Source organism: Pseudoalteromonas sp. BSi20439 (genome assembly GCF_000241165.1).
GTDB lineage: Bacteria > Pseudomonadota > Gammaproteobacteria > Enterobacterales > Alteromonadaceae > Pseudoalteromonas.
This window is the reverse complement of record NZ_BADW01000161.1, coordinates 1-2,076: the sequence shown is the minus strand read 5'-3', so window position 1 is coordinate 2,076 and position 2,076 is coordinate 1. Positions and strand designations below refer to the sequence as shown.

3 protein-coding genes and 1 pseudogene are annotated in these 2,076 nt (G+C 37.4%); 3 read left to right on the top strand and 1 reads right to left on the bottom strand.

The window, feature by feature from the left end; all coding sequences use genetic code 11:
* The 3 genes and pseudogenes from P20439_RS19020 to P20439_RS12760 form a co-directional block, all read left to right on the top strand.
* Positions 1-194: pseudogene (locus P20439_RS19020) on the top strand (peptidyl-prolyl cis-trans isomerase); the annotation flags it as partial.
* 63 nt (positions 195-257) lie between these two features.
* Positions 258-635 carry a hypothetical protein gene (locus P20439_RS19015; RefSeq protein ID WP_242376068.1) on the top strand — a complete coding sequence of 126 codons (378 nt, stop codon included), beginning with the start codon at positions 258-260 and terminating at the stop codon, positions 633-635.
* A 245-nt stretch (positions 636-880) separates the two neighbouring features.
* Positions 881-1,393, top strand: coding sequence for a hypothetical protein (locus P20439_RS12760; protein WP_008467446.1), 513 nt, complete (start codon positions 881-883; stop codon positions 1,391-1,393).
* Positions 1,394-1,452: 59 nt separating this feature from the next.
* Here P20439_RS12760 and P20439_RS12755 read toward each other — a convergent pair whose 3' ends face one another.
* Positions 1,453-1,899, bottom strand: a complete 447-nt coding sequence (locus tag P20439_RS12755) for an Hsp20 family protein (RefSeq protein ID WP_008114537.1) — start codon at positions 1,897-1,899, stop codon at positions 1,453-1,455.
* Positions 1,900-2,076: the final 177 nt, after the last annotated feature.

Genomic DNA, 2,076 nt, shown 5'->3' with positions numbered 1-2,076 from the left:
TGCATCTGTATGAGAATCAGTTTTTGTTACAACAAGCAGCGCTAAAAACACCTGCAATAATAAAACGACAATCTGCCGTTGGTTTTAGCACTCAATACCATGTTGAACGTTACTTAAAAAATCTGTTCGATTCGCAATTAGCTATAAAGGCACAGTCAAGTCAGGTAAAGCTTGACACTTATGATAGCCAATGACTTGAACACACATTAGGGCCGTACCCTAAAAATGGTCAATATGTGCAAAGCTTGATTAAAAAAATGCAGCAGATCGATTTAACCCCTATTTTGTATAACTCTATTAATTTATATGAATTTATCGATGCACTATCAATGCAGGTACGCTTTAAACTCCACAAAGGAGATAGTGAACTATTCAAAAGTGAATTAATAAAAAAACGGCAATTCAATATAGCGTTTTCAAAAGCCAAACCGATTTTGGCAAAACAGAATATTGATATTGAACATCTGTATGAAATAGCTAAAGGAGATATTTTGCGCCCCTCCATTCAAAGCTGGCTAGGTATAAATACAATGATGCATATGCAGAGCCCTGTTCTTGAAAAGCTAGAGAAACAAGTAACAAAAGCGAAATTAAAGCATTTTATCAAGCCAATAAATCGCAGTTTAAATTTTTAAGCCACTTAAAAGCCCATGGAGCTCAATTTGCTCATCGAGCCAATGCTGTAGGTTTTCGCACCTTGGCCGTTAACAAGACGCTAAAACAAGCATTAGTAATATCAGGAAAACAAGATATATATGCTCAATACAACAGTGAATGAAACCGTTCGATACCAAGCAACAAAGGCCATCGCAAAACAAAAAGCGGTACAACAGTATGAGGATACTTGGCTCAAGTGGCAAAATAAGACAGGAGTAATTTTATGAGCAAAAAAGTTTTCGTTTCTGTTGTTGTAGCTTGTGTTGGTATGTACGCACTTTTTACTCAATATACTAGTAAACCAACGATAAAGAATATTGATTCCCTTAACAAAGCTAAAAGTGTTAAGCAAATAACGTCACTTGAGCTGACTACTGCTGACATGACCCAAGAGCTAAAAAGCACGCAATTAAACACGGTTACAACTAACAAAACTAGCCCTCAGCCTTTGCCACCAATAACCTCTGTGGCCTATTTACCCAACATAGTAAAAAATACTCAGCCAGTTGCTCAGTACAGCGGTGATTTAAATAATCACCAGGCATATCAAGATTTCCACCTTGAACAGCAAAGACAGCTCGAACAACGTTTTGTTATTGCTGCACAAGCCAAAATATTAAAACTTGAAGACTTACTGGCTAAAGGCCGACAAAAAAAGCTTTCACAAGAACAACTGCAAGTTGCGATAGATAAAATTAACGCTTTAAAACAAATGCAAATAGATTTAAAAGACTAACAACGCAAAAAGCCGCCAAATGGCGGCTTTTCACAGGGAAAATACGTGTGCTAGCTTAACTATTTGCTTTCCAGCATATTGCCTGAGCCAATCTCGATTTTACGTGGCTTAAGCGCTTCTGGGATCTCACGTTCAAGGTCGATGCTTAGTAAGCCGTTAGCTAGGTCTGCACCAAGTACTTTAACGTGGTCGCCTAACTGGAACTTACGCTCAAAGTTACGCTCGGCAATCCCTTGATGAATAAATTTACGCTCATCATTTTGCTCTTTACCTGCTTTAGTGCCTGATACAACTAACGTGTTGTTTTCAGATTGCAAGGTTAACTCGTCTTCACTAAATCCAGCGACTGCCATAGTGATACGGTACTTGTCTTTATCAAGCGCTTCGATGTTATAAGGAGGAAAACTTGGCTGCTTATCAGTTCGTGCAGCGGCATCCATTAATGACGCTAAATGATCGAAACCAATGAATGAACGGTATAGGGGTGATAAATCTACTGTACGCATAATAATATCCTCATATTTAAGCGATATATTGCTGCCACTTTTCGTTTGAACAAGTAACGGCAAAATTTAATTAATAATATAACTTTCAAATAGTTCTGTTTAAATGAAGACCCATCAGGCGTCCTCAAATAACTATTTATGGGCGGACAATTTTATTTCAAGATTTTTTTATAAAAT

Bases quoted from the DNA above. Each gene is read 5' to 3' on its own strand.
- P20439_RS12755 (WP_008114537.1), bottom strand. From the start codon at position 1,899: ATGCGTACAGTAGATTTATCACCCCTATACCGTTCATTCATTGGTTTC.
- P20439_RS19015 (WP_242376068.1), top strand. From the start codon at position 258: ATGCAGCAGATCGATTTAACCCCTATTTTGTATAACTCTATTAATTTA.
- P20439_RS12760 (WP_008467446.1), top strand. From the start codon at position 881: ATGAGCAAAAAAGTTTTCGTTTCTGTTGTTGTAGCTTGTGTTGGTATG.